This window comes from Nocardia sp. NPDC055321, from assembly GCF_053645575.1.
This window is the reverse complement of the sequence record NZ_JBSHMS010000027.1, coordinates 1-24,450: the sequence shown is the minus strand read 5'-3', so window position 1 is coordinate 24,450 and position 24,450 is coordinate 1. Positions and strand designations below refer to the sequence as shown.

Sequence of the window (24,450 nt, the reverse complement as noted above, 5' to 3'; positions counted from 1 at the left end):
GTTACTTGACGCCGAGCCGGAAGTGCAGGGTGCCGTCGGCATCGACGCCCTGCAGCGCCTGCCCGAGCAGCGCGCCGATATCCAGGGGCGGCGCCCGGTTCACCGCGTCGGCGACCACCGGCTGCAGCATCGGGCCCAGGCGCGCGGCGTCGGGCCCGATGCGGGCGAGCACCTCGGTCAGCTCCCGCAGGAACGGCACCAGGCCGCCGTCGGTGAAATACGCCGTGACCGGACGGCTCTCGGCCAGCGCCGAACCCGACTCCACGATCTTGTTCAGGGTGGTGCCGAACGCGCCGAACTCCGGTCCCGCGGTGGCGAGCGAGGGCCCCAGCCAGTCGATGTCGCCACCGAGGGTCTGGATGTCCTCGAACAGTTGGCGCACCGGCGCCGTCCGGCTCAGCAGCGCCGCGGCCAACAGGGACGTCGACCGCTGCAGGGTCTGCACGGAAGACTCGGTGCCGGTGAACGCGGTGTCGAACGTACCGACCAGATTCGAGATGACCGCCGGATCGAACTGCGCGAGCAGGCGCACCAGCTTCGCCGAGAGCGCGGTGATGGTCATCGGCATGCGGACGCGATCGGCCGGAATACGTTGCCCGTCCTGCAGATACGGCGCGTCGGTGGTGGCCGGCGCGAACTGCACGTACGGTTCGCCGAGCGCGGAGAGCTGCTCGATCCGCACCGTGCTCGACAGCGGGATCCGGTAGCGGTCCTCGATACGCAGGCGCACGAGCACTCCGGCGGCGTCCTTGCTGACCGATTCCGTGCGCCCGACCTGCACCCCGGCCAGCAGGATCGGCGCGTTCGGCCCGAGTCCGCCCGAATCGTCGAGCAGCAGTTCGGCGTCGAAGTAGCCGCGCCGCGGATCGATGTGCAGCACGCCGAAGGCCATGTAGGCCACCCCGGCGATCAGCACGGCGACGATCGCCGACAACGACACTGCCGCACGAACATTCATCGCACCGCTCCGATCATCCGCAGGGTGTCCAGGATTCGAGCGGTCTGCTCCTCGGGTGACACCGCTCCGACCGCAGGGGTGGTGTTCACGCCCACGATGTTCACCTTCGGGCCGCGCTCGGTGAACGGAATGATCTTGTTCTGAATGAGGTCGACGAGCTTCTTCACCGTGGAAGGCGAATCGGTGTCCAGCGGATGGGCACCGAAGAGCATGGGCACGATCGCGCGCGCGGTGCCGTCCAGCGATTGCACCATCGGCGCGAGCCAGGTCAGGCTCGGCGCGACCGGTCCCAGCGCGGTGAGCACGAAAATGATCCCGATCTCGGCGTTGATGGTGTCCACGGTGTGCTGCACCCCGTAGGGGGTCAGCAGGACGTCGAACATCGGCAGGTTCTGCACGAGCCCCTGATCACCGGTGGCGGCGAGCCCGTCCAGGAGCACGTCGACCGAGTTCAGGTTCTCCCCCAGACCGGTCAGATCCGCGCCGAGCAGTCCCGCCAATCGCGCGGTGTCCGAGGGGTTCTCGGGCATGACGCCGTTCATGGTGGTGACGATGGTCTGAATGTCGGTCACCGCGCCGCTGCCGACGAAGGCGGACAGCCCGGCGAAGATGTCCTCGATGGGCAGCGCCGCGACGGTCTGGGCGAGGGGAATCGTGGCCCCGGGCTCGAGCACCGCGCCCGCCGCGTCGGCGGGCACGCTGAGCGCGATGTGCACATCGCCCAGCGGAGTCTCTTGGCGCAGTGCGGCTTTCGTGTCGGCGGGCAGGCGCACCGAGGTGCGCAGCTCGATCTCGGCGACCACGTATCCCCGCCGGCCGGTCTCGGTGGACGCGGCCGGATCCGGATCGACGAGCGTGAGTCCGGTCAGCTCGCCGACCCGCACCCCGTCGGCGAACACCTTGGCCCCCGGCGGCAGGTTGAGCACATCGGCGAACTCGATCCGCAGGGCGTAGGTCGGGCCGTCGACGCCCGCACCGGGAACGGTGATTTCCGAAGGCCGCCAGCCACATCCGGTGAGCACCACGGCCAGGATCGAGATCAGCGCCGCGCCGATACGGTGGCGGGTCACGGTACCCCGGGTCATCGCGCGCTCACCGCGCTCAGCAGGGCGGGCAGCATCGGCACCGTGATGTCTCCGTTCGAGCTCGCTTGGCACTGCTGCCCGGTGATCGCCTGCACCGCGGCGCACACCGCGGCCGAATCCGACTGACCGAGAGCGATATTCGGTGGTGCGTAACCGATACGCGGCTGCCCGGTCGCAGGGTCGGCGGCCGTGGCGAAACCCCCGGCGATGGCCGGAACCATCGCGATGAGATCGCGCAGCGAACCGACGCCCGCGGAGATCAGGCCCGCCAGGTTCTGCACCGAATCCAGGGCGCGCAGCGTGGGCGAGCCGAACATCACGATGACGTCGTTGATCTGGGGCAGCGTCTTGCTCAGCGCCTCGACCAGATCGATGATTGGCGGGAACGCGATGACGTTGATGTCGTTGAAGGTCTGCGGCAGACCGGTGATCGTCTCGCGCACCTGGGACCAGCCCCCGCGTGCCCGATGGGTGAGTTCGGCCAGCGCGTCCAGCAGTGCGCCGATGTGCCCGATGGCGGCATCCGGCGCGGCCAGCGCGACGCCCAGTTGCCGGATGATCGCGTTGAGTTGATCGCCGGTTCCGTCGGTGGCCCGGTCGAGCGCGCTCAACCCCGCCCCCAGCGCGTCCCGTTCGGCGGGATCGCCGGCGCCCTCGAGTTCGTCGGCCAGGTTGGCCAGCGCGTCGAAGGTCTCGGACATGCTTTTCGGCGTCAGTGTTCTGGTGATGCAGTGCCCCGGGTTCCAGCCCTCGCCCGTCGGCTCGTCACCGACCAGGGTGAGGGTGCGGTCCGCGAGCAGGGTGTCGCTCACGGTGACCGCGCCGACGTCCACCGGCAGGGTGCGGTCGGCGCGGACGGTGAATCGCACCCGCGCCACGGCGCCCTCGAGGTCGATGCCCGTCACCTCGCCGACGCGCACGCCGAGCACGGTGACCGCGCTGCCCTCGTACAGTCCGATGCTGTCGGGCATATCGGCGCAATAGGAACGGGTCGGCGGGGACTGCCGCCCGGCGGTCAGGGCGATCGTGCCCGCGGCGATCACGACGAGCACGACCGCGGCGGACATCACCGCGCGGGAGCCGAGAATCTTGTGCAGCATCAACACGCCCCTCCCGGGATCGGGACGCAGACGCCCCGCAGAGTCGTCGCGGAGTGATCGACGGTGATTCCGTCACCGGTGGGCATGAGCGGTAACAGCTTGTCGCCCATCGCTTTCAACGATTCGACCAGCTCCCCCAGCCGGGTGACGAGCTGTTCCAGCGGCGGGATCGCGTCGGCGAGCGGTTGGGCGCGCTCCTTCAATCCCCGGTCCCAGGCGGTGCCGAGCGGCGCGAGATCCAGCAGCACCGCCGCCAGATCGTTGAGCGCGTTGGCGACCTGGGTTTTGTTGTTCTGGATGATGTTCACCATCGTGCCCAGGGTGACGATCAGCCGCGCCAGCACATCGGAGTTCTGGCGCATGGCCGTGAGGTATTCGTCGGCGAAGGTCAGGGTGCGCGAGATGTCGCTATTCTGTCGGTCGAGGAGGCCGACCAGATCCTGTGCGGCCTGCACCACCGAGCGCACCGCCTCCGGGCTCTTGTCCAGTGAGGCCGAGAGCTGCGCCAGATTCTGGCGCAGCACCGTGCCGTCGACCTCGCGCACCGGGCGCACCGCGTCCTGGAACGCCGCGGTGAGGTTGTAGGGGATGCCGACCCGCTCGCGCGGGATGACCCCGGAACCGAGGGATTCGGTTCCGGCGGGCTCGACGGCGAGGTAGTAGCCGCCCACGACGGTGAGCATGCGGATATCCAGCACGCTCTGATCGCCGATGAAAGCCTCACTGCGCGCGGTGAATTCCATGGCGACGCGATCGGTGAGCAGGGTCAGCGAGGTCACCTTCCCCACCGGGATGCCCGCGATGCGCACGTCATCGCCGACGCGGATCGTTCCGGCCTGGGTGAGTTCGGCGCGGTACGTGCGCTCGGGGGTCGTGCCGGTGAGGTAGACGACGCCGATGGCGGCCACCAGCACGACCACCGCGCACAGTCCGCCGATTCCCCAGCGCAGGTCGGTGTTTCGCGGTTCGCCGCCGGTGCGGGCGCGACGTTTCAGGAATTGCACAGCACGATCCTCTGGCCGGCGATCAGGACTCGGAGCGGCTCGGGCGCCACGGCGTCACCGTGCGAGCACGCCGGTTGCGCGCCCGGCCCGGTCGCGGGCAGCGCGGCGGTGACGGACTGGATCAGCCCGGGCATCCGCTCGAACACCGCGACCGCGTCGTACGGGTCGGGGAAAGCCTGTTTGAGCAGGGCGTCCAGATCCCGGTCCTGGGCTCCGGTGAGCCCGAGGACGGTCAGCATGCTGCGCAGCGGTTGCAGTACGGGGGGAATCTGATTCGAGAAGTCCACCAGCCCGGGAAGTTTCTCGGCGATGACGACGAACAGGTCGGTGAGGCTGCTCAGCAGTTTGACCGCGTTGCCGGAGTCCCCGCCGATGTGCTCGGAGACGCGGGACAGGTTGGCCACCAGCGTGCTCAGGATCGTCTGCCGATCCGAGGCGTACCGACTGAGCTTGTCGATCGCGCCCAGCGCGGGACCCAGTCCTGTGCCGTTGCCCTCGACTACCGCCAGCAGGCTGGTGGTGAACTGGTTCAGATCCGCCGGTGAGAGTTCGCGCAGCACCGGCTGCAGGCCGTTGAACAGGGTGGTGATGTCGAAGGCCGAGATGGTCTCGTCGACACCGAAAGTGGTTGCCGTGCCGCGTCGTTCGCCGGGTTGCTCGGGCTGGTCGATCTCGAGGTACCGGAAGCCGGTGAGGTTCTGATAGCGGACCGCGACCTTGGTGTTGGTGAACAGCGGACGATCCGCGACGACGGTGAACCGCACCCGAGCCAGCGCCCCGGCCAGATCCACGCCGACCACCTTGCCGACCTGCACTCCATACAGGCGCACGTCGTCGCCGGGCCGCAGCCCGTTCGCATCGGTGAACATGGCTGTGTGCGTGTCTGTTTCGCCGTCGACCGGCCGGGTGATCAGACTGAATACCCCCGCCATGACGAGGACCATCGCCGCGACCACGAGCAGGACGCGCACGAACAGCGCGCGGGTACTCACGGCTGTCCCCCGTTCAGGCCCGGCAGCCCCGTGGCCGCCAGCGGCGCGGCCAGTCCGGGCACGAGGTCGAGGTCGACCCGCACGTCCAGCACCGGTCCCTCCGGCCCGGGCCGGAAGGCGCGCGCGAGGCGCTCCACCAGCTCGCCGGACTGCGCCGCGGCGCCCTGGGGATCGGGTACCGAGCCGGCGACGCGGTCCAGGACCATCGTCAGTACGGGCAGCAATCCGCTGAAATACGGTCGGGCCGTACCGAACAGCGCGGTCACCGCGGGCAGCAGTTCGTTCTGCACGCTCGGCCACATGTAGGCGAACTTGGCGATGTGCTCCTCCTCGCGCAGGTAGCCGTTGTCGTAGCTGGCGTGCAGCACGGTCAGACCGCCGGTGATCATGGGCGGCACCCCGGCCAGGGCGGCGCCGTAGCGTTCGAACAGTTCCGCGGACGGACGCTGGGCGGTCTCGACATACGAACGCGCGGTGGTGCCGATCGCCTGCAGCAGCGGGGTGAACGCGCCCAGATCGCGCGCGAACTTGTGCAGCAGTTCGGTGAGCTGCGGGGTCAGCACCTGCTGGGTCAGATCGCCCGTGGAGTTCAACAGCGCCGCCAGGGTCGCGTCGCGTAGACGGTCCGCGCCCGCCCCGGTCAGATCGACGATCGAACCGTCCTCGAGCACGGTTCCGGCGCCCTCGGGGTGCAATTCCAGCGTGCTGATGCCGAACAGATTGCCCGGCACGTAGTCGACCGACATCGCATCGGTGAGCCCGAACAGCTGAGATCGCTTCAGGTTCAATTCGATTCGGCGCTGACCCTGGCGGGCGAACTCGATCGTGGTGACCGAGCCGACCCGCACGCCGTCGAGCCGGACGTCGGTGCCGGGGCCGATGCCCTCACCGACGTAGCCGACCATCAGCGCGATGTCGATGCCGTCGGCCGGCGCGGATTCCGGTGTCGCCCACCAGCTCGCGCCCGCGACCAGCGCGATGGCGACCGCGCACACGCCCAGGATGCGGGCGCGCCGAGGTCCGACTTCGGTTCCGGGAAGGGTGTATTCGGGCATGGGCTCACCCCGTGAATGTGATGGGGGACTGGAAGCCCCACAGCAGGATCGTGGCGACCATGTCCAGGGCGATGATCGAGACCAGGCTCGCGCGGATGGCGCGCCCGGATCCGATGCCGACGCCCTCGGGACCACCGGTCGCGAAAAAGCCTTGGTAGCAATGGATCAGTACGACGGCGACCGCGAAGATCATGACCTTCACCGTCGCGGCGAACACGTCCCAGGTCAGTACGAACTGGTCGAAGTAGTGGTCGTAGGTGCCCGACGGCGTGCCGTGCACGACGGTGACGATCACCTCGCAGGAGAAGTAGCTCAGGATCAGCGCGACGACGAAAGCCGGTGCCACCGCGATGATTCCGGCGATCACGCGGGTGGTGACCACGAACGGCACCGACCGGATGCCGAGCGATTCGAGGGCGTCGATCTCCTCGGAGATGCGCATCGAGCCGATCTCGGCGGTCATCCGGCAGCCCGCCTGGGCGGCGAAGCCGACGCCCGCGGCGATGGGCGCCAGTTCGCGGGTGACGCCGAAGGCGGAGATGAGACCGCTGAGCTGCCCCAGCGACAGCAGGTTGAGCGCGCTGTAGGCCTCGATACCGATCGAGGCGCCCATCGCCGCGCCCATGAGCAGCATCAGCGGCACGACGCCGCCGCCGATGATGATCGAGCCCCGGCCCCAGGTCATGTCGGTGATGACCGAGATCGTCTGGCGCCGATAGTGCATCAGCGTGTACGGCACCGAGGACAGCACCTGCCAGCAGAATCCGAGGACGAAGCCCAGTGCGTCGATCGGGCGCATGGGTTGCAGGCGGCGTTCGAAGCGGATGGCCCAGCGCAGTCCGGCGGGCCGGTACGGCGCGGCCATCACGCCATCCTCACGGGCAGGAACATCGTAACCACCTGGGTGATAGCGGTATTGAGCACCACGACCGCGGCCACCGACATCACGACCGCGGCGTTGACGCCGTCTGCGACCCCGCGCGGTCCGCCCTTGGCCTCGAGGCCGCGCTGGCAGGCGACGATCACCACCAGAAATCCGAACAGGGTGGCCTTGACGAGCGAGACCCACACGTCGATCGGGGTGGTGAAGGACCCGAACGACTGCCAGTAGCTGCCCGGGGTCACCTCGAGCGCGGTGACCGCCACCGCGAAACCCGAAGCGATGCCGACGAATACGATGAGAATGTTGAGCAGCGGCGCCACCAGCATCATGGCCGCGATGCGCGGCACGACCAGCCGCTGCACCGGATCCACGCCCATCACGCGCATGGCGTCGATCTCCTCGCGCACGGTGCGCGCGCCCAGATCGGCGGCGATGGCCGCGGCGCCGGCGCCACCGAGCAACATCGCCGTCGCCATGGGCGCACCCTGTTTGATCACCCCGAGTCCGCCGGCCGCGCCGATCATCGAGTCGGCGCCGAGCTGGGTGACGATATTGCCGACCTGGGCCGACACGATGACCCCGAACGGGATGGCCATCAGGATGCTCGGGATCGCGGTGACCCGGATGAGAAACCAGGCCTGCACCAGGGTTTCGCGGACCTGGAATCGGCCGTGTGCGAGGTCGGAGGCTCCGATCGCAACCGCGTGCGCGCCCATGCGGAGTGCGCGTCCGAGGGTGGCGATGCTCGAGAGCACGGTGTCGGCGAAATTCCGCCGCAGTACCTCCGCCGGTTTCGGCGGGCCGGCGGGCATATCGCCGGATTCGGTTTCGAGCACGGTCCGGAGCCGGGAATTGGCGTCATTGCTCTGTGTCATGGATTCCGGCGTCGCTGTTCTACTTCGAGGTTCACACGGGGCGAATTCGGATTCTCACCGGCCGCCTCGCCGAACCACGTGGACGAGGAAACGAACTTCGCGCGGGCGGCGTTCGCGGGCTACGCCGTGACGCTACCATATGAGTTGGACCACATTCCAGACATCATTCCAGATTAGTGAGCAGTTTTCCGCCGGGGAACCGAACCCGCGATCAACCCGCACGAACCGAACCGCGGAACGTACGTAATATGTTGCGCAACAACCGATATGAGTGCTATCAGCGCTCGAGCGGAACTCAGTACGCGATGAACAGGATCTCGTCGCGTGAGTAGTCGTGGGTGGGATGCGCCTCGGCCAGGTGCTTACGGGTCTTGGTCACGAGATCTTCCTCGTCGACGCCCCGGATGTACTCGCCACAGGGGCAGTTGAGCCGTGTCTTCATCGAATTCCCTTCCATCGCACAATGAGAGAGGCCGCGGCGGCGGTTCGCCGACTTACCCTCCGACACCAAAGCATAGCGGTGTCCAGACATATGTCCATAAGAATGGTTCGAGATGTCCCACGAGGATTCGCGACTACCGCGACCGGCCATTCATTCGACATGAGAAATAGTGAACGGCGTTTATTTCGATGATCGCCTGGATGCGGACATCGGACCGTGTCGCCGGCCGAAGCCGATCATCCACGCCCCCGCGCATAGATCGTCACAGTGACGGTTCATCCTGCGACACCCATCCCGGGTCGAACACCGTGTCCCGGATACACCGAGTGCCGCAACAGCCCGAATACTGTTGCGGCACTCGCGGTGTGAACGAACGGACTACAGGTCCGCCGTCATCGGGTTGCCCGGGGCGACTCCGGCGCAATTCGATCCGGCGGGCAGACCGGCGAATCGCGCGTCGATCCAGGCCATGGCCCCCGTCGTCCACACGGCCAGGGTGGGGATATGGCTGAGATCGGCGTACTCGTGGTACTCCACGACGGTGTTCCCGGTGGCGCAGTACTGGCGAACCAGGCCGCGGACATCGCCGGCGACCATGACACCGTCACCCCGTCCGACCGTCGGATTGTTGCCGGGCGTGCCCTCGATGTCGCCGCCGGCACCCTGGGCGATGTACAGCGGAATGGTCGGCGTCGCCGCGGATCCGAGGTTGACCTTGTCGACGGTGTCGACCAGGACCTGCACGCTGTTGGGATCCGCGTACTCGGGCTTGACCATCTGCGCCCAGGTCAGGCCCGGGTACTGGAACAGCACGTTGGCGATGGACGCGTCGTGCATGGCCGCGACGACCTGGCGGCCGCGATCGTTCAGGTACGGCGCGAGATCGATGTCGTAGGAACGCCCGATGCCGATGATCGCCATACCGGCCACGCCGGCCCAGCCCAGACTGCCGCCGACGTACCGCAGGTTGTGCGCCGGATTGACCAGCAGCCCGCCCTGGGTGGCGCCGACGAGCTTGTCGTTGACGTCCGGTGCGTACTCGGGGGCGAGCGCGGCGGCCCAGTTGGTGGCGATCGCACCGCCGGAGTAGCCGACGAGTCCGACGCGGGTCTCGGCGTTGAGCCCGGTCTCGAGCGAGCGGGTCGCGGCGCGAATCGAATCCAGGGTGGTCATGCCGTATTCGGGCCCGGCCGCGAAGTCGGCCGAGGGGCCCTCGGTGTCGGCGACGATCGCGACGTAGCCGCGCGCGAGGATGTCCGCGAGCAGGATGCTCTCGGACCCCAGCACCATGTTGCCCAGGCTCAGATCACCGGCGATCGACCGCGACGGGCCGTGTTCGGGGCTTAGCGAATCGTAGAACGACTGGTAGGCAACGGCTTTGGCAGGATCGACACCGCCGGGCGGCAACAGCACCGAGGTGACGTTGGCGATGGGCCGGAGCATGGCGTCGGTGGTGCGGTACAGCAGCTGGATCGCGGTGATCGGGGTGGGGATGGCCGCGATGTGATAGCTCAGGGTCCGGGTCGCCAGCACGGTGCCCGGGGCGAGATCGCCCAGGGGCGTGGCGCCGCGGTAGGTGTAGAACGAATCGACGGCCGCGTGCGCCGGGGGCGCGGGCACCGTCGTGGACGCGAAGGCGACCGACAGCGCCGCGATCGCCGACAGCATCGGGGCGATCGTACGTGCTCTTCTCAACTTTTTCCCCTCGAAAGGCACTGCGCCGGGCCATGATCCGACAGGATCGAGCGACCGGTGACGAGCCGGTCGCGGCGGCGAGTGTTCCTGCCCACAACCGGACGGGCATGTCCGGTTACCGGACAGTAGTGTGTCCGCCCTCACCGCCTCGCGTCAAGAGCGAAATCGCGGGGAAAATGAAAATCTGCCGTTTCGACTACGCGCGCGCCACTGCAGGTCAGTGCCGCAGCGAGCGCAACAGCAGCTGCCAGGATTTGCCGGCGATCGACTCCCGCTGATCCTCGGGCGTCCGGTTCAGCAGCGCCCCGAGCATGCCGACCGCGAGAAAGATCTCCTCCGCGGTCGCGTCGGCGCGGATGCTGCCGCGCCGGGTCTCGTCGGCGAGCTTGTCACCCAGCAGGCCGTAGAGCCGCGCGATCGACTCGGCCAGTCGCGAATCGTTGAGATCGGCCCCGGCGAGCGAGTCGAAAAGCGGTGTGACCGCGGTCATTTGCTCGAAGATCTGGTCCAGGAGCTCGTCGAGCGTGGCATCCACGTCGGCGGCGATCGCCTCGAGTTGCTCGATGTTCTCCCGAAAGACCGCCAGGATGATCGCCTCGCGATTGGGGAAGTGCCGGTACAGACTGCCCTGCCCCACGCCCGCGGCCCGCGCGATCAGACTGAGCGGCACGTTCAGCCCGTGCGCGGCGAAGGCGCCGCGTGCGGCCTCCAACAGCGCGGCGCGGTTCTCCGCGGCGGCGGCCGGACCCTTGTTGACACGTCTAGGCGAACTCACGCCCTTGACGTTATCGGGTGGCGATCCGGCCCGAACATCGGTCCCACTCACCGGGAACGGCGGGTGCGCGAACTCGTTCGCTGATCGATTGCGGTCATTCCGTTCTCGTTACCCACCGGCGGTGCGGGCGGTCAGGAAGTCGTCGACCAACCGGACGCAGTCGGCTTCGGTCGCTTCGCCGCCGATGAGCCGCTGGAAGACGATCGGCCCGACCAGCTGGGCCAGGGCCAGCGACCGGTCCTCGTCGCGAACCAGCTCGCGTGCCTCCGGACAGTCGAGCACCTCGTCGAAGGAGCGTCGGAACTGCTCGATGATCCGCTCCCGCAGCGAGGTGAAAGCCGGGGCCGCACCGTAATCTGCGTGATCGGCGGTGGCGAGCCACGCCAGAGTCGTGAGCTGGATGGGTACGTCGTTGATGACCGCGGCCTGGCGGGTGATCAAGTCGACGAGGCGAGTGCGCAGGGTTCCGTCGTCGCGGGCGCGGATCACCGGCGGCATCAGTTCCCGCAGGGCGGTGGCGCGCAGGTGGGCGGCACTGTCGAAATGCCGGTACAGCGTCGTGCGCGCGACCTTCGAGATCCGGGTCACCGCTTCGATCGTCACCGCCTCGATGCCGCCGGTGCTCAGCAGCGTGGTGGCCGCCCGCAGCAGGAGGGCACGTGATCGCGCTTTCCGCGGATCGCCGTCGATATCGATCGAGTCCGTGAAACCGGCTTCTGCTGGCAAGCTTTCGGCCTTCACCCTGACACTGTCGCCATTACCGGTTGCGTTACTGGTAATTCTACCGTCACCTCTCCCAACTGTGCTACTGGTAGTAGCGTAACGCTACCTTCGGTACCACTGGGAGACGCCGATGAACTCCGGCCAGGCCCGACTGTCGACAATGCAACGCTGGACACTCGTACTGTCCTGTCTGGCAATCGTTCTCATCATCGCGTCGATGGCCGCGCTGTACACCGCGCTGCCACAGATCGCATCCACCACCGGTGCGACCCAGCAGCACCTGACCTGGATCGTCGACAGCTACACGCTGGCACTGGCCTGCCTGGTACTGCCCTGCGGCGCGCTCGGCGATCGATACGGCCGGCGCGCCGCACTGGTGATCGGCCTGGCGTTCTTCGCAGCTGCCTCGCTGGTACCGGTGTTCCTGGACGGGGTGGGCTGGCTCATCGCCACCCGTGCCCTGGCCGGCGTCGGCGCGGCGCTGGTGATGCCCTCGACCCTGTCGCTGCTGACCGCGACTTTCCCCGAATCACGGCGCGGGGTGGGGGTGGGCATCTGGGCCGGAATGGCCGGTGCGGGCGCGGTGGTGGGCATCATCGGGTCCGGGGTGCTGATGGAATACTGGTCGTGGCAGTCGATTCCGCTGGCGATGGCCATCGCCGGTGCGGTGCTGACGGTGGCGGCGTGCACACTGCCCGAGTCCGCGGACAGCGCGCGACCGCCGTTCGATCTGCTCGGTTCGGCCCTGTCGAGTATCGCGGTCGGCCTCCTCGTGTTGGCCATGGTCGAGGTTCCCGCGCGCGGGTGGACACATCCGGTGCCGTGGGTCGCGCTCACGGGTTCGGTGCTGATGGGCTGCGCATTCGTGGTGGTCGAGACGCGTACTCGGCACCCGCTGTTGGATGTGCGGCTGTTCCTGCGACGCGGATTCGGCAGCGGCGCACTGTCTGTCGCGATCCAGTTCCTGGTCTCCTTCGGATTGTTCCTGATCGTCGTGCAGTACATGCAGCTGATTCTGGGATACCGGCCGCTGTGGTCGGCGGTGGCATTGGCGCCCATGGTGGTGCCCATGATGCTGCTCTCGCCCATCGCGCCCCGGCTGGCCGAGCGGTTCGGTCTGCGCGTGCCCAGCGTGCTGGGGCTGATCACGATCGGCATCGGATTGCTGTCGATCGCGCGATTGTCCACCGACAGCGGCTACGCGGATCTGATGGTGCCCTTGCTGATCATCAGCACCGGGATCGGGCTGGCCACCGCGCCCGCGACCGCCGCGATCGTGTCCGGGGTGCCGACCGGAAACCACGGTGTGGCCGCCGCGGTCAACGACGTCGTCCGCGAAGTCGGCGCCGCCGTGGGCATCGCGCTGGCGGGCAGCATTCTCGCGGCCGGGTACAGCGACCGCATCGCGGCGACCGTGGCGGCTTTGCCCGAGCAACTGCGTGATCCGGTCTCGGATTCGCTCGCGGCCGCACTGGAAGTGACCGCACACCTGGGGCCGCAGGCCGATCCGCTCGCCGAGGCCGCCTCGGCTGCCTTCGTGCACGGCGTCGGCCAGGCGGCGATCGCCCTCGGTGCGCTGACCCTGGTGGGCGCGGTCGCGATCGGGTTCTGCGCCCCCGGCCGGGTGCGCGTCGACGAACCCGAGACCGTAGTGGAGGACGCCGGGGACGAAGTCGAGGCGATGGCACCGGTTCGCGAATAGCTCTGCCGCCTATGGGAAGCGACAGCCCTACCGGCGTCGGGTCAGGCGGTGCCGAAGAGCGCGGCCAGCGTAGGCAGTACCTCGAGATCACCGGTTGCGGTGAGCGTGCCTTCCGCCACCGCTTCGACCAGCGTGCGTGATCCGGCGTTCAGGGCGGCGAGGGTGCGGGCGTCGGTCGACAGCCGGGTGCGCGGCGACGCGGCGGCGGTGGCTCGAATGTCGATGGTGGCGCCGGAGATCGTGAAGACGAAGGTATGGCCGTCGACGGCGAGTTCGTAACTGCCGTCGGCGGTTCCGTCGGCACGGCTCGAATCGAAGTGCGCTTCGAGTGCGAGCGCGACGAGCTCCGGGTCCAGGTACTGCTCGTCGGTGAGATCGCCCAGACGACTCAGGCCCCAGCGGGACAGCTCGTACAAGACCGGACGCAGGGATTCTCCGTCGGCGGTGAGGCGGTAGACGGCCGAGGCGGCGGGCGGGGGCAGGGTGTCGCGAGTGATCAGACCCGCGGCGTCGAGTTCCTTGAGCCGCTGGCTCAGCAGGCCGGTGCCGATGCCGGGGAGGCCGTCGAGCAGATCCTTGAATCGCTTGGGCCCCACCAGCAGATTGCGCACGATCAGCAGCGACCACCGCTCCCCGAGCAGATCCAGGGCGGTGGCGATGCCGCAGTACTGGTTGTACGAACGCTTGGCCATGGTTTGGAAGTTTAGTCTCCTACAGCTGGTGCTTCAGTATTGTGAAGTAGTAAGTTCACTTTTAGGAAGCACGGCCAATGTGACGGCGTGCGCCAACCTCAAGCCGGGAGGCTCCGACATGACCACATCCGTCATCGACTCGAACTCCGCACCCCACTCCCCCGCATCGACCGGTCGCCCGGCCACCGCCCCGGCCCCGGGCCCCGCACTCCGGGTACTGGCCGGAGGCCGCCTGCTCCTGGCGGCCGCGGCCCTGACCGCCCCACGACGATTCGCGGCAGTCGTCGGCGTCGCGAGCTCCCCCGAACTCACCTACATGACAAGGATTTACGGAGCCCGGGCTTTGGCGATGGGCCTGGGCTACCTCACCGCCCCCACGCCCGAGCGCCTGCGCTGGCAGCGTCTCGGGCTGATGGTGGACATCGCCGACACCGGGACCGGGCTCGTTCACCTGGCCCGCCGGGACGTTCCGGCCCGAGCCGCGATCGCCATGGTCGCGCTCACCGGGTCGTACGCCGTCGCGGCTGCGGCGGACGCGATAAAGCGCCGGAACAAGTCCGTCCAGTACGCTCGACGAGCAGCCGATACAGTCGCGTAGACCCAGTTCAAGCGCGGCTTCGGGTTAGTGTCGTATGTAAGACAGTAGATACGACCTTATCTACGACACTAGCCTCGACATAACTGCACACGGCGGCACACCAGGGCGATTCGGGACCCCGTGTGCCGCACCGGCGAGAGCCCCGACATCCACCCTCGAGAACGCACGCCGAAAACCGGCCCTTTATCCGGACAACACTGTCCGGTATCGTCCTCGCTCGACAGGCCCCCTTGTGGCGGCCGTCACGCCCTCGTCTCCCCCCTCCGAAGGGTCTCTCCCGATGACAGCACTCTCGCGCCGGTCGATGATGACCGGTGTCGCCGCCGGCGCCGCACTCCTGGCCACCGGTGCCCTCACCCGGCCCGCCCCGGCGGCGGCCCGGGTCAACCGGGTCGAACTCACCCGCGAGGACCACCGCGTCGTGGTGATCGGTTCGGGCTTCGGCGGCGGCGTCACCGCGCTGCGACTGGCTCAGGCCGGCGTGCAGGTCACGGTGCTCGAACGCGGATTGCGCTGGCGCACCGGCCCGAACGCCGAGACCTTCCCGCGCGCGTCCGCGCCCGACAAGCGCATCCTGTGGTATCGATCGAGCCCCAACCTCTTCGGTACCCCGATGGTGTTCGAGCCCTACACCGGGTTGGTCGAGGCCGTGGCCGGAACGAACATGACCGCGCTGTGCGCCTCCGGTGTCGGCGGCGGTTCGCTGGTGTACCAGGGCATGTCGCTGCAACCCACCGAAGAGCTGTTCAACACCTGGTTCCCGCAGGAGCTGGACTGGGCGACCCTGAACCGGGTGCACTACCCGCGCGTGGCCCGCATGCTCGGACTCGCCGAAGCCCCCGACGAACTGATCGCCACCGAGAACTACCGCGTCGCCAGGATTTTCGCCGACCGCGTCCGGCAGGCCGGCATGCCGCTGTCGAAGATTCCCATGCCCATCGACTGGAACTACGCGCTCGCCGAACTGCGCGGGGAGATGAAGCCCTCCTACACCAACGGCGACGGCGCGATGGGCGTGAACAACGGCGGCAAGCATTCGGTCGACGTCACCTACATCGAACAGGCCGAGGCCACCGGCCGGGTCCGTGTCGAAACCCTGCACGAGGTCACCGACATCGAGCGCGCGAGCGACGGACGCTGGGTGGTGCACGTACAACGCCTGGACACCACCGGCGCGGTCGTGGAGAACAAGATCCTCACCACCGGGGCCCTGGTCCTGGCGGCGGGCAGCCTCAACACCACGCGGCTCTTGGTGCGCGCGAGCGCCAAGGGCCAGATCACGGACCTGCCCGACGGCCTCGGCCAGGGCTGGGGCACCAACGCCGACCGCATCTACCTCTGGAACGACCCGGCGGCGAATTTCGGCGCCGCACAGGGTGGTCCGGTCGTGTACGGCAGCAAGAACTGGTCCGACCCGAAGTCGGCGCACACCCTGATCCAGGCGTCGATCCCGCCGATGGGCGTGGACGCGGGCAGCACGATGATGGTCGGTTTCGGCGTCAGCGCCGACCGCGGCCACTTCAGCTACGACGCCGCCCGCGACGACGCCGCGCTCTACTGGCCGGCGAACGGCGACGCCTACATCCAGAACAACCACATCGGCCCGGCGGCGCATCGCATCGCGGCTCCCACCGGCACGCTGGTCGACACCAACCTCGCGTTCAACTCGACCTGGCACGCGCTGGGCGGGGCGAACATGGGGGTGGTCTGCGACCTCGACGGGCGGGTACAGGGCCAGCCCGGCCTGTACGTGGTCGACGGCGCGCTGATCCCCGGCACCACCGCGGCCTGCAATCCCTCGATGACCATCGCGGCGCTCGCCGAGCGGGCCCTGGACAACATCGTGGCCCGCGACATCGGCTCCCTCATCTGAGGGTCAGCGAAAAAGGCCGTGCGACAAGATGTTCCACGCCTGCCGGGAGACCTGCTCCCGGCAGGACGGGTCCGTCTTGGTCAGCAGGGCCGCCAGCATGGACAACGCCATGATCACATCGGCGCCCGTCGCCTCGGCGCGCACCGCGCCACGCTGATCGGGATCGTCGAGCTTTCCCGAGATCAGGACGAACAACCGGGTCGCCGGGTCGGTGAGCCGCGCGTCGAACGTGTTCTCGGGATCGATGAGCGCGATGAGCGCCGCCGAGGCGGTGAGCTGCTCGACGATCATGTTCAGCAGTTCGTCCAGGGTGCGCCCGGGGTCGGCGGCGCGCGCCTCGATCTCGGCGATGTTGTCGTCGAATACCGCCAGGGCGATGGCTTCCCGGTTCGGGAAGTGCCGGTACAGCACGCCCTGCCCCACCCCGGCGGTCCGGGCGATCGCCGACATCGGCGCGTCGAAACCGTTCTGGGCGAAGATCGTTCGCGCCGCGGCGAGAATCGCCGCCCGATTTCCGGCCGCCGCGCTCGGGCCCCGGTTGGTTCGGCGTGCGGTGGTCATCGCCCCGAGATTACCGGAGCCGGGTGCCGCCGACCCAGACCTTCCCGCCGGTCGCCGCACGAGAGCGACCGTTCGACATCCCATTCCGACCTCCGGGCGCAACCGCCACGGGCACCCGTTCCCTGGGTGCCAGGGTCGAACCCGCACACCCGCCGCGACGACGCGGCTACAGAAGGATTCTCATCATGCGAACAGGCCGAAGACGTCCTCGCTCCCGAGCTCCGCGCCGGGCCTCGATGCTCACCTGCGCGATACTCGGCGCGGTCTCGATACTGGTCCCGGCCGCCTCGGCGACCGCCGACCCCGCCGAAACCAGCTGCGGCACCGAGCATTTCGTCGCCAGTTGGACCGCGAGCGCGACCGACGCGATCACACCCCTCGACCCGACCGGAACCGTCGTCCCGTCGGTGGTCGCGGACCAGACCTTCCGGATGATGATCACCCCGCACCTGGGCGGTTCGAGCCTGCGTATCCGGTTGAGCAACCGGTTCGGGTTGACGCCGGTGACCTTCGGAGCGGTCACCGTCGGGCCGCAGGGCACCGGCGCCGCCGTGCGCGATCCGCGTCCGGTGACCTTCGGCGCGGATCGCTCGGTGACGGTGCCGGCGGGTGCGGAGATCCTGAGCGATCCGGTCGAGCTGAGCTTCACGGCCTTCACGCGCCTGGCGGTCAGCATCCATGTCGCCGGGAACGCCGGACCGCCGACCAAGCACTGGAACGCCAACGCCACCTCGTACTACTCCCCCACGGGCAGTGGCGATCTGACCGGCGACGACAGCGGGGCGGGATTCTCCGAGACCACCTACTCGTGGCTGTACGTCGACGCGCTCGAGGTCGCCGCCCCGGCCACGACCCGATCCATCGTGGCGTTCGGCGACTCGATCACCGACGGCATGATCACCAACTCGCCGGTGGGCGTACCGGCCGAGATCGCCCTGGCCGACACCGACGGCCGCTACCCGGACGCGCTGCAGCGCCGGCTCGACGCGGCCGGAATCCCTTTGTCCGTGGTCAACGCAGGCATCGGCAGCAATCGACTGGTCACCGACGGGCAGCCATTGATGCTCGGCCCCAGCGGAGTTCAGCGCTTCCGGCGGGACGCGCTCGAGCAGGCCGGGGTCGCGGGCGTGCTCGTCCTCGAGGGCATCAACGACCTGGGACTCCCGCCGCAGGCGAACGCCGATCAGCTGATCTCGGGCCTGCGGCAACTCGTGGCCGAAGCCCGCGGCGCGGGGGTGAAGATCTGGCTGGGCACGATCATGCCCGCCGCCGACGCCTTGGTCGACGGCCTGGCCACCGCGCCCGCGAGCGAGGACGCGCGGCAGCGCATCAACGAGTGGATCCGCACCCAGAGCATCGCCGACGGCGTGGTCGATTTCGATGCCGCCCTGCGCGATCCCGGCAATCCCTCCGTGCTGACCCCCGGCTACAGCGGCCCGGACCGGTTGCATCCCAATCTCGCCGGCTATCGGGCGATGGCCGACGCGGTGGATCTGACCATGCTCGCCGGCGCACTCCGGTGCTGAGCGATCACCGCGTGTAAACCATTTCCCTGCTCTGAGCGGGGGATGTCCGCAAGTTATGCGCGGAACGGGAACGCGGTCAGGCGCGGGCCAGGGCCCGGAATCCGGGTGAGGCCGGAATGTGCGGCAGACCCGGTCGCAGCACCACGCCGGCGTCGGTGGTGTCGACGTTGGCCTGCGGGTACACGACCAGCACCTGTTTGAGCGAGGTCGTGAAGTCCCGCCGGAACTGATGCCGGCGGCGGCGATCCCCCGAGTCCGCGCCCGACCCGAACTGGGCCATCAACGATTCCCACGGCACGGTCGTCTCGCGTTTCACCGAGAACATGCGGTAGGTCAGCCACGCGTAGATGTCCAGGCGCAGAGCCGAACCGCCGAGGGCCTTGATGGCGTTCATGTCCAGCGGAACCGGATGGGCGGTGACTTCGCGGAAGAACTCGTCACTGAGCCGGACCGTCGAGGTGAACAACGACGGCTGTTCCTCGTCGGCGTCGGTGCCGCACCAGATGTTGTACGCACTGGCGACATACAGCTTCGCGCCGATCCTGCGATTGGCGTCGCCCTTGTACTCGATGGTCAGGGTGGCGTTGAACAGGCGATGCGACTGGTTGCGCATCCGGGTGAGGGAGCCGTTCTTCCCGCCGGTCGCGGTCAGGCCCATCGCGCCCATGAAGTCGGTGAGGCTGTCCCCCAACACGATTTCGGGCGATCCGGTCCGCACCGCCTCGGTGGAGAGGAAGGTCAATATCAACCGCGGCATGGTCCCGTAGGGATAGCCTATGGACTCGGGTTTGTTGTTCTCGTCGGTGGTCATGCCCGGCTGCACGGTCAGGGATAGGTCACCGTTGCGGCGGCCCCAAGCCGGAACGTCACCGGGATCCCGGTACGGTAGCGACGTCTGGGTGAACACGCGAGCCAGGTATCCGACCTCCTGCTCGCCATCCCATACCTCGGCGGCAGCGCGCACGATGTCCAACGGAGTTCGCTTGGGTCGTGGCATGGCCTCTAGTTTTGCATGATCACGGCAAAATGCCAGTTCCCACCGACCCCGTGTCCGGTTTCTAACGGCTTTTCCCTATCGCCCGCCCCGTCATCGCACGCATAACTCGCGGACACCCGCAGGTCACACGCTGGGCAGAGGGTCGAAAACCGCGCATTCGAGGCACGCATATCTTGCGGACCGAGCGGTGGAGATCTCCCGGTCAAGACCCCCTGCCGCAGCGGGCGTCGCGCATAACTCGCGGACATCGCCACCCCCGACGGTCGGAGGTCCACGCGGATCCGACGTATCGCCTCGCTCCGACCTGCGGTTTCCTGTTCTCATTCGCGCATAACTCGCGGACAGCGAGCAGGTGTCGACACCGTTCCCGACCAGGCGGTTTGCTGCGACGCCGGCGCATACCTTGCGGACATCGCCCCGGTGACAGGCGGTTCCCGGTGCCACGCATGCCTTGCGGACACCGAAACCCCTTGTCGCCCACGCATAAACAGCGGACAACCACGCATAAACGGCGGACATCCGCGCATATCTCGCGGACATCGCCCCCGCGCGCATAACCGGCGGACACCGTGCGCATAACTCGCGGACGCCCGGCGGCCGGTCACGCATACCTTGCGGACGCTGACCGGGCAATCGCGCATACCTTGCGGACGGTGGATAACCGGCGTCCGCAAGGTATGCGCGGGGTGAACGAAAATTCTCGCGAGGCGATGTCGTCGTCACCGCTGGCCGCCGGATATTTTCTCGTATGCCGTGTCCGCGTGTTATGCGCGGCGAAACGCGGGATGTCGCGCATAATAAGCGGACACAAACAGGGGTGAGTTATCCACGCATATCTCGCGGACGTAATACACAGTCCTGTGGACAACTCGGCCGTCGTACCCGGGTTTCCGCGCATATCTTGCGGACATCCGATTCGCCGTTTTCCCAGGACGGCGCGCATAAGTTGCGGACGCCGCACGCATACCTTGCGGACGCGGGCCTCGTATTTCCGCAGGTGACACGCGGAAAACGGTGTCCCCATGTAGTTCTTCCCTGTTAGAAAAATCCTGTAGTAGGCTGGCGTCGGCTGTGAACAGAGACCTCGCACGGCCACTTCCAATGACTCCCAGCAGCTCTCGCTGCCTTTTCGCTGCTCGCACCGGCTCCGGGCGTGATGTCCGCCCTGCTCAGGAAGCGAATCCGGCTCTCGACGTCCTCTCGGCGGCTGTTGAACGGATTGCGTCGCAACGTCATTGACGAATCTCCGGGTGTGTTCCCCGCGCGCATGCGTACACTTCTCGCGAATCCCGCTCCGGCGGTGAAGACTTCGGACTATCCTGGCTCGCTCGTCCAGTGCGGTTTGCGCATAACAGCCTCACCTGCACGAACATTTGGCCTTCGCGAACAGGGGATTCCGGCGGGGTAGCGGGGAACGGCGTGTCGTTGCGTGTCAACTCGACGGGGGATACATTTCAGTGAAAGATACTTGTTGTACCCATAATTCGGTATCCACCCTTGGCAAGGAGGAGCTAATGGCAGCGGGTGACGCACTTCCGGGCAAGAAGCCCATGGGTCGTAAGAGTCTCGGGCCGCGGCACGAGACGAAAGTCCGCTACCCCCAAGAGCTCGACCTCCAGGACCTGGCCCGGACCAACGGCTACACCAGTGTCAACCAGTTCATGTCGGACATGCTGTGCGTCTTGGCCGGCCGACCGGATCTGGCCACCCCGCAGGCGGTTCAGACCGTCCGAAGCTTCGAGGAGTTCGCCCAGGCATCCTGACCGCACCGCACACACAACTGCACAGGTGGGCAGAAAGACCGAAAGCCCCGGCCCTCAGGGCCAGAGCTTCACGGTTTGGTCGTAAGTCAGGGTTGCCGCCCCTTCTCGACCAGCGCCTATCTGCTGGATACCACCCGCACGTCTTGCAAACATCGGGGTGCGTATCCATCGCTCAAGCAAACAGAAATGACTACGCGCAGTTCTGAGGATACCGCATGTCCGTGTACCCACGCACGGCAACAGTGGAGTGTTACCCGTCCTCGGACGGCGTGTCGCTCGAGTGTTCTCGATTTCCGAGCGCGTCGTCGTTGAATTCGCTGGTCTCTGGTAGCAAAGCTGCATCACACAGCTCGCATCTGGAGAACCGGCGAGAGCTGCTGTGCCACACCTAGCTTGCCGTCATCGCACCCATCGGGACCACAGCCCCGCGCGTCGATGAACCGCCCCACGTACCGGTAGCACCGAGTCACGTCTCGTACGCCGGCGCGAGCGGATCATCCCGCACGTCCCCACCGGGTTCGCTGACCGCACCTGTACCGGTTAGCCGTCATGACTTGCGGTGCCCCGCACCGCTTCGAGGAGGAAACCCCCCACAGCCCGTCGACGAACCCACACCCAGACAACATCAGCAACGGGCATCGAATCGAGGCTCGAGACAGACCACTCCCCCGAAGGGGAGGGCCTGAATCGGTATCGAGACAACGGCCGGGCAACCACCCCTGGCCGAAAGATTGCGGAACGAGCGGGAACTCGTGTCCGCCGGTGCCACCGTCTAGCAACGGAGGCTTGCTTTGCCAAGCACCTCTGAGGGTAAAGCATGCCCTCATGAGAGTTCCACCCCGACATCGTGCGACACACCGATGTTGTGTGTCACGAATCGGAAACGCACGCCCCGGGCGTGCGAAGAATGTGACGCACGCCCGTATTCATCCGACATTCGCGACAACTCGGTCGCACGGCTCACCGATCTCGAGGCCGAGTTGTTCGTCGCACCTTGGGTTCTCATCGCCGAGGACAACTCCTCTCCCGCCCGTGCCCGAAGCCTGTCCGCGGCCCGTTCCGATCTGGCGACGGGCACGGCCCGATCGATCGCGGGCCGGGTACGACCCGGTGTCCTGGCCGCCGACATAGATCCACAGCGTGGCTACGCCATCGCGGGTGACGCCTGTGCGGAATCACTGGTGAAATGGTGTGAGCGCGAGCGACTGCCGTATCTGGTGCGCGAATCGGGCCGTCCCGGGGGCAGGCACGTGGTCACGGTGGCGGGCTCGCGGCGCCATCGCCTCCAGTGGCAGCGTCTGTGCGCTCGGCTGTCCCGTCAGTTCGACGTCGAGGTCGACGATCGCACCGGAAAGACGCTGCGGCTGCTCACCTCCCCGCACCGGCAGGGATTGCCGTGCCCGGTCCTGGCATGCACGTTGACGCCTTCCGATGTCACCGATCGCTGGCTCGGCGACGACGACTCCGCACGCGCGGTGCCCGCCGCCAGGTCGCGCCGGACGCGGAGCACCGGATCCCGAGCGGGTGCGCGCGACAACACCCGCTCGGGCAAGGAGTTCGGCCGGGCGTGCGCGATGGTCCGGTCCGAGTACGACGCCGCCGATGCCTGGCGTGCCATCGCGGTTCCGGGATCGAAAGCCTGTGCGCTCGGCCGTCGCTGGTGGCAGCGCTACGAGTGGCTGCCCGCGGTGACCGCGGTGGCGGCCGAGCGGGGCCTTCCCGAACTCGAGGCGTGGGCATTGGCACGCGCGGCCTGTCCCCCGAAATACGGCTATTCCGTCCGGCACAGGTGGTGGCTGGTGCTGTGGCGCAAGGCCCTCGCCGAAGCCGCCACCGACCGTCCCCGGCGAATCCACTGCGGTGACAACATCGTCGAGCCGTCCTCCGATCCCGGCCCGGAAATCGAGGCGCTGCGCGCGGAACTGGAGTCCGTGAGCGAGGAGGTGCTGACGAGCGTTCCGATGCGTCCGCAACGTCGTGCCAATATCGCCCGGATGCTGTTTCATCTGGCAGGGGTGCTCGTCACCCGCGACGGATCCATCAGCGAGCGTGATCTGGCCGAGCGAACCGTGATGGACCGCAAGACGGTTCGGGCCTCGATGGCGGTGTGTTTCCAGGTGGGCTTGCTCGTGGTCACTCGCAGGTACCGCAGGGGTACGAATGACTGCGCGGCCTACGGGGTGGGGCCGGAGGTGGTGTCTCGGCGGGCCGGCCGTGAAACTTCACCCACTAGCTGTAGCACCCCCTCCCCCGGGCGGGCTTCGCTCCTTCGCCTACGCGCCGAGCACGCCGCCGACCGTCTCCGCTGGGCTCTCCGGTGTGACGCGCTGGCTCGTCTGCTGCCAGGTGAGCGTCTGGCCACCAGTAAGGGGCGCTCGGCGAAACTGCTGCGCTCCCTGCACCACCAACGGCAGTGGCTCCGCACGCTGGACGCCGCCCAGCTGGCTGCTCGCCAGGCGCTGCGCCGTCGCCTACTGCGCGGCCTCGACCCCGCCATCCGCAATGCCTGGCTGAACTGGCTGGAATTCCGCAGACAGCTGGTCGAATCCGTTGACCGCCTACACACGAACACTTACGGCGACGACGACCTACGTGTCATCGAATCGGCGGATGACCTGGTCCATCGCGGGCTACGGGATGCCCGGTGGCAGCAGACGGGAGGTTCACGCGCGGCGTGAGACGTCCTCGGCGTGCCAGGACCGAGGACGGCGTGTCAGGGCCCGGCCCGATCAGACGGTGGATTCGGTCGCGAAATCCCCGTCGTCGGCCTTCTCCTCGGCTTCGCTTGCCAGAGCCGCGATCTCGTCGGCGAGGTAGAGACGCAGCGCCTGATCGACCAGGGCGCTGCGGCTGCCCGCATGCCACTCCTCGGCCAGCAGGTCGAGCGATTCCACATCGCCCGAGATGATGCCGGCCAGCGGGATCTTCACCGGCGGTTCGGCATGGCGCCTGCGGCGCGGCCGGGAATGGTCGACGCGCTGGAACAGGCGGCCCTTCGGCTTGGCCTCGACCTGACCGGCGAAGTGCTCGCGCAGTTCGGTTTCGAACTGCTCGATCGCGTCCAGGACCACCTCGCCGTAGCTGCGCCCGCGGCCGCGCTGCTGCTTCTCGGCATGGGTGAGCCGGCGAAGCGCGTCGGCCACAACGGAAC

General features: G+C 67.7%; 21 protein-coding genes and 1 pseudogene. 6 read left to right on the top strand and 16 right to left on the bottom strand.

Translation table 11 applies throughout. The features are described 5' to 3' along the window. Position 1: 1 nt before the first annotated feature. From ACWIGI_RS33130 to ACWIGI_RS33075, 12 genes are all read right to left on the bottom strand, one after another. Complete coding sequence (locus tag ACWIGI_RS33130; RefSeq protein WP_454207057.1) at positions 2–958, bottom strand: MlaD family protein; 957 nt, start codon at positions 956–958, stop codon at positions 2–4. Then, on the bottom strand, positions 955–2,043 hold the full coding sequence (locus ACWIGI_RS33125) for an MlaD family protein (protein ID WP_454207055.1): 1,089 nt from the start codon (positions 2,041–2,043) through the stop codon (positions 955–957). Before ACWIGI_RS33125 ends, ACWIGI_RS33130 begins: the two co-directional genes overlap by 4 nt. Further along, a complete protein-coding gene (locus ACWIGI_RS33120; protein WP_454207053.1) occupies positions 2,040–3,143 on the bottom strand; it encodes an MlaD family protein in 1,104 nt (367 codons plus the stop codon). The genes ACWIGI_RS33125 and ACWIGI_RS33120 overlap by 4 nt, the downstream gene beginning before the upstream one ends. Next, complete coding sequence (locus tag ACWIGI_RS33115; protein ID WP_454207051.1) at positions 3,143–4,147, bottom strand: MlaD family protein; 1,005 nt, start codon at positions 4,145–4,147, stop codon at positions 3,143–3,145. Before ACWIGI_RS33115 ends, ACWIGI_RS33120 begins: the two co-directional genes overlap by 1 nt. After that, positions 4,135–5,139 (bottom strand): MlaD family protein, encoded by a 1,005-nt coding sequence (locus ACWIGI_RS33110; RefSeq protein ID WP_454207049.1) that lies wholly within the window; start codon positions 5,137–5,139, stop codon positions 4,135–4,137. Before ACWIGI_RS33110 ends, ACWIGI_RS33115 begins: the two co-directional genes overlap by 13 nt. Next, positions 5,136–6,194: an MlaD family protein gene (locus tag ACWIGI_RS33105; RefSeq protein WP_454207047.1), complete on the bottom strand. Its 1,059-nt coding sequence runs from the start codon at positions 6,192–6,194 to the stop codon at positions 5,136–5,138. Before ACWIGI_RS33105 ends, ACWIGI_RS33110 begins: the two co-directional genes overlap by 4 nt. 4 nt (positions 6,195–6,198) lie before the next feature. Beyond that, a complete protein-coding gene (locus tag ACWIGI_RS33100) occupies positions 6,199–7,062 on the bottom strand; it encodes an ABC transporter permease (RefSeq protein ID WP_454207045.1) in 864 nt (287 codons plus the stop codon). Then, positions 7,059–7,952, bottom strand: coding sequence for an MlaE family ABC transporter permease (locus ACWIGI_RS33095; RefSeq protein ID WP_454207043.1), 894 nt, complete (start codon positions 7,950–7,952; stop codon positions 7,059–7,061). Before ACWIGI_RS33095 ends, ACWIGI_RS33100 begins: the two co-directional genes overlap by 4 nt. 295 nt (positions 7,953–8,247) lie before the next feature. After that, entirely contained in the window at positions 8,248–8,394 is a 147-nt protein-coding gene (locus ACWIGI_RS33090; protein WP_454207041.1) for a DUF1059 domain-containing protein, read from the bottom strand. A 378-nt stretch (positions 8,395–8,772) separates the two neighbouring features. Further along, positions 8,773–10,062 (bottom strand): lipase family protein, encoded by a 1,290-nt coding sequence (locus ACWIGI_RS33085; protein ID WP_454207039.1) that lies wholly within the window; start codon positions 10,060–10,062, stop codon positions 8,773–8,775. A 244-nt stretch (positions 10,063–10,306) separates the two neighbouring features. Next, complete coding sequence (locus tag ACWIGI_RS33080; RefSeq protein ID WP_454207037.1) at positions 10,307–10,864, bottom strand: TetR/AcrR family transcriptional regulator; 558 nt, start codon at positions 10,862–10,864, stop codon at positions 10,307–10,309. Positions 10,865–10,972: 108 nt separating this feature from the next. Further along, on the bottom strand, positions 10,973–11,605 hold the full coding sequence (locus ACWIGI_RS33075; RefSeq protein WP_454207035.1) for a TetR/AcrR family transcriptional regulator: 633 nt from the start codon (positions 11,603–11,605) through the stop codon (positions 10,973–10,975). Positions 11,606–11,747: 142 nt separating this feature from the next. Between ACWIGI_RS33075 and ACWIGI_RS33070 the strand changes: the two genes are divergently transcribed. Further along, positions 11,748–13,289, top strand: coding sequence for an MFS transporter (locus ACWIGI_RS33070; protein WP_454207033.1), 1,542 nt, complete (start codon positions 11,748–11,750; stop codon positions 13,287–13,289). Between the two features lie 41 nt (positions 13,290–13,330). Here the strand turns inward: ACWIGI_RS33070 and ACWIGI_RS33065 are convergent, their stop codons facing one another. After that, positions 13,331–13,981, bottom strand: a complete 651-nt coding sequence (locus tag ACWIGI_RS33065) for a winged helix-turn-helix transcriptional regulator (RefSeq protein WP_454207031.1) — start codon at positions 13,979–13,981, stop codon at positions 13,331–13,333. A 118-nt stretch (positions 13,982–14,099) separates the two neighbouring features. On the opposite strand from ACWIGI_RS33065, the gene ACWIGI_RS33060 reads away from it, so the two are divergent. Both ACWIGI_RS33060 and ACWIGI_RS33055 read left to right on the top strand, forming a co-directional pair. Next, positions 14,100–14,579 (top strand): hypothetical protein, encoded by a 480-nt coding sequence (locus tag ACWIGI_RS33060; protein ID WP_454207029.1) that lies wholly within the window; start codon positions 14,100–14,102, stop codon positions 14,577–14,579. A 280-nt stretch (positions 14,580–14,859) separates the two neighbouring features. Beyond that, positions 14,860–16,452 (top strand): GMC oxidoreductase, encoded by a 1,593-nt coding sequence (locus ACWIGI_RS33055; protein WP_454207027.1) that lies wholly within the window; start codon positions 14,860–14,862, stop codon positions 16,450–16,452. Positions 16,453–16,455: 3 nt separating this feature from the next. Here ACWIGI_RS33055 and ACWIGI_RS33050 read toward each other — a convergent pair whose 3' ends face one another. Then, positions 16,456–17,013 carry a TetR/AcrR family transcriptional regulator gene (locus ACWIGI_RS33050; protein WP_454207025.1) on the bottom strand — a complete coding sequence of 186 codons (558 nt, stop codon included), beginning with the start codon at positions 17,011–17,013 and terminating at the stop codon, positions 16,456–16,458. Between the two features lie 185 nt (positions 17,014–17,198). On the opposite strand from ACWIGI_RS33050, the gene ACWIGI_RS33045 reads away from it, so the two are divergent. Then, on the top strand, positions 17,199–18,539 hold the full coding sequence (locus ACWIGI_RS33045) for a GDSL-type esterase/lipase family protein (RefSeq protein ID WP_454207023.1): 1,341 nt from the start codon (positions 17,199–17,201) through the stop codon (positions 18,537–18,539). A gap of 76 nt (positions 18,540–18,615) precedes the next feature. Here the strand turns inward: ACWIGI_RS33045 and ACWIGI_RS33040 are convergent, their stop codons facing one another. Further along, positions 18,616–19,536 carry a replication protein RepA gene (locus ACWIGI_RS33040; protein ID WP_454207021.1) on the bottom strand — a complete coding sequence of 307 codons (921 nt, stop codon included), beginning with the start codon at positions 19,534–19,536 and terminating at the stop codon, positions 18,616–18,618. Between the two features lie 1,514 nt (positions 19,537–21,050). On the opposite strand from ACWIGI_RS33040, the gene ACWIGI_RS33035 reads away from it, so the two are divergent. Continuing rightward, positions 21,051–21,299: a hypothetical protein gene (locus ACWIGI_RS33035; RefSeq protein ID WP_454207020.1), complete on the top strand. Its 249-nt coding sequence runs from the start codon at positions 21,051–21,053 to the stop codon at positions 21,297–21,299. Positions 21,300–22,279: 980 nt separating this feature from the next. After that, positions 22,280–23,977: a hypothetical protein gene (locus ACWIGI_RS33030; RefSeq protein ID WP_454207018.1), complete on the top strand. Its 1,698-nt coding sequence runs from the start codon at positions 22,280–22,282 to the stop codon at positions 23,975–23,977. Between the two features lie 51 nt (positions 23,978–24,028). On the opposite strand, the pseudogene ACWIGI_RS33025 reads toward ACWIGI_RS33030, so the two are convergent. Beyond that, positions 24,029–24,450, bottom strand: a pseudogene (locus ACWIGI_RS33025) (hypothetical protein); the annotation flags it as partial.

Coding starts and splice junctions, on each gene's coding strand:
- ACWIGI_RS33050 (WP_454207025.1), bottom strand. CDS start 17,013: ATGACCACCGCACGCCGAACCAACCGGGGCCCGAGCGCGGCGGCCGGA.
- ACWIGI_RS33040 (WP_454207021.1), bottom strand. CDS start 19,536: ATGCCACGACCCAAGCGAACTCCGTTGGACATCGTGCGCGCTGCCGCC.
- ACWIGI_RS33130 (WP_454207057.1), bottom strand. CDS start 958: ATGAATGTTCGTGCGGCAGTGTCGTTGTCGGCGATCGTCGCCGTGCTG.
- ACWIGI_RS33090 (WP_454207041.1), bottom strand. CDS start 8,394: ATGAAGACACGGCTCAACTGCCCCTGTGGCGAGTACATCCGGGGCGTC.
- ACWIGI_RS33095 (WP_454207043.1), bottom strand. CDS start 7,952: ATGACACAGAGCAATGACGCCAATTCCCGGCTCCGGACCGTGCTCGAA.
- ACWIGI_RS33120 (WP_454207053.1), bottom strand. CDS start 3,143: ATGCTGCACAAGATTCTCGGCTCCCGCGCGGTGATGTCCGCCGCGGTC.
- ACWIGI_RS33070 (WP_454207033.1), top strand. CDS start 11,748: ATGCAACGCTGGACACTCGTACTGTCCTGTCTGGCAATCGTTCTCATC.
- ACWIGI_RS33055 (WP_454207027.1), top strand. CDS start 14,860: ATGACAGCACTCTCGCGCCGGTCGATGATGACCGGTGTCGCCGCCGGC.
- ACWIGI_RS33085 (WP_454207039.1), bottom strand. CDS start 10,062: ATGCTGTCGGCGATCGCGGCGCTGTCGGTCGCCTTCGCGTCCACGACG.
- ACWIGI_RS33065 (WP_454207031.1), bottom strand. CDS start 13,981: ATGGCCAAGCGTTCGTACAACCAGTACTGCGGCATCGCCACCGCCCTG.
- ACWIGI_RS33125 (WP_454207055.1), bottom strand. CDS start 2,043: ATGACCCGGGGTACCGTGACCCGCCACCGTATCGGCGCGGCGCTGATC.
- ACWIGI_RS33060 (WP_454207029.1), top strand. CDS start 14,100: ATGACCACATCCGTCATCGACTCGAACTCCGCACCCCACTCCCCCGCA.
- ACWIGI_RS33105 (WP_454207047.1), bottom strand. CDS start 6,194: ATGCCCGAATACACCCTTCCCGGAACCGAAGTCGGACCTCGGCGCGCC.
- ACWIGI_RS33035 (WP_454207020.1), top strand. CDS start 21,051: ATGGCAGCGGGTGACGCACTTCCGGGCAAGAAGCCCATGGGTCGTAAG.
- ACWIGI_RS33045 (WP_454207023.1), top strand. CDS start 17,199: ATGCGAACAGGCCGAAGACGTCCTCGCTCCCGAGCTCCGCGCCGGGCC.